Genomic DNA, 434 nt, shown 5'->3' with positions numbered 1-434 from the left:
GCACCTTGAACCCGTACTCGATGGCGCGGTCGACGTCTTCGAAGGCGTATGGATACCCCTCGGGAGCGGTGTCGAGGATACCCGCAGCGTCGAGGAGCGCATCGTCGTCCTGATCATCGACGGCCGCCGACACCATCTCGTCCGCTCGGTCTCGGGCGATCTCTTTCGCGTCGATGTCGACGAGGAGGACCCAGGGTCGTTCCCAGTGATCCAGCGCGTAGTAGACGGCGTCGGGACGTGGGTCCGGTTGTTCCAGCACCTCCGGATCAGCAAGCGCGAACTTGCTCCGCCCCAGCGGGTCGTTGCGAGCGGGGTGTCGAATGAAGTCGACGACGTCCTCGAAGTCGTTGAACTCGGATGTCGTTCGGTCCCCCGACGGATCTGTCTGCCACGTATCCCGCCGGATGAAGTCCTTGGCCGGCACCTCGTCTTTG

General features: G+C 63.8%; 1 pseudogene. It reads right to left on the bottom strand.

Annotated features, from left to right (window positions below):
* A pseudogene (locus tag D3D02_RS20105) lies at window positions 1-434 on the bottom strand (DNA primase); the annotation flags it as partial.

The sequence above is a fragment of the Halobellus sp. Atlit-38R genome (assembly GCF_003665925.1).
In the GTDB taxonomy this organism is placed as follows: Archaea; Halobacteriota; Halobacteria; order Halobacteriales; family Haloferacaceae; genus Haloquadratum; species Haloquadratum inordinatus.
The sequence above is the reverse complement of the archived record's forward strand: the minus strand, read 5'-3'. Positions and strand labels throughout refer to the sequence as shown.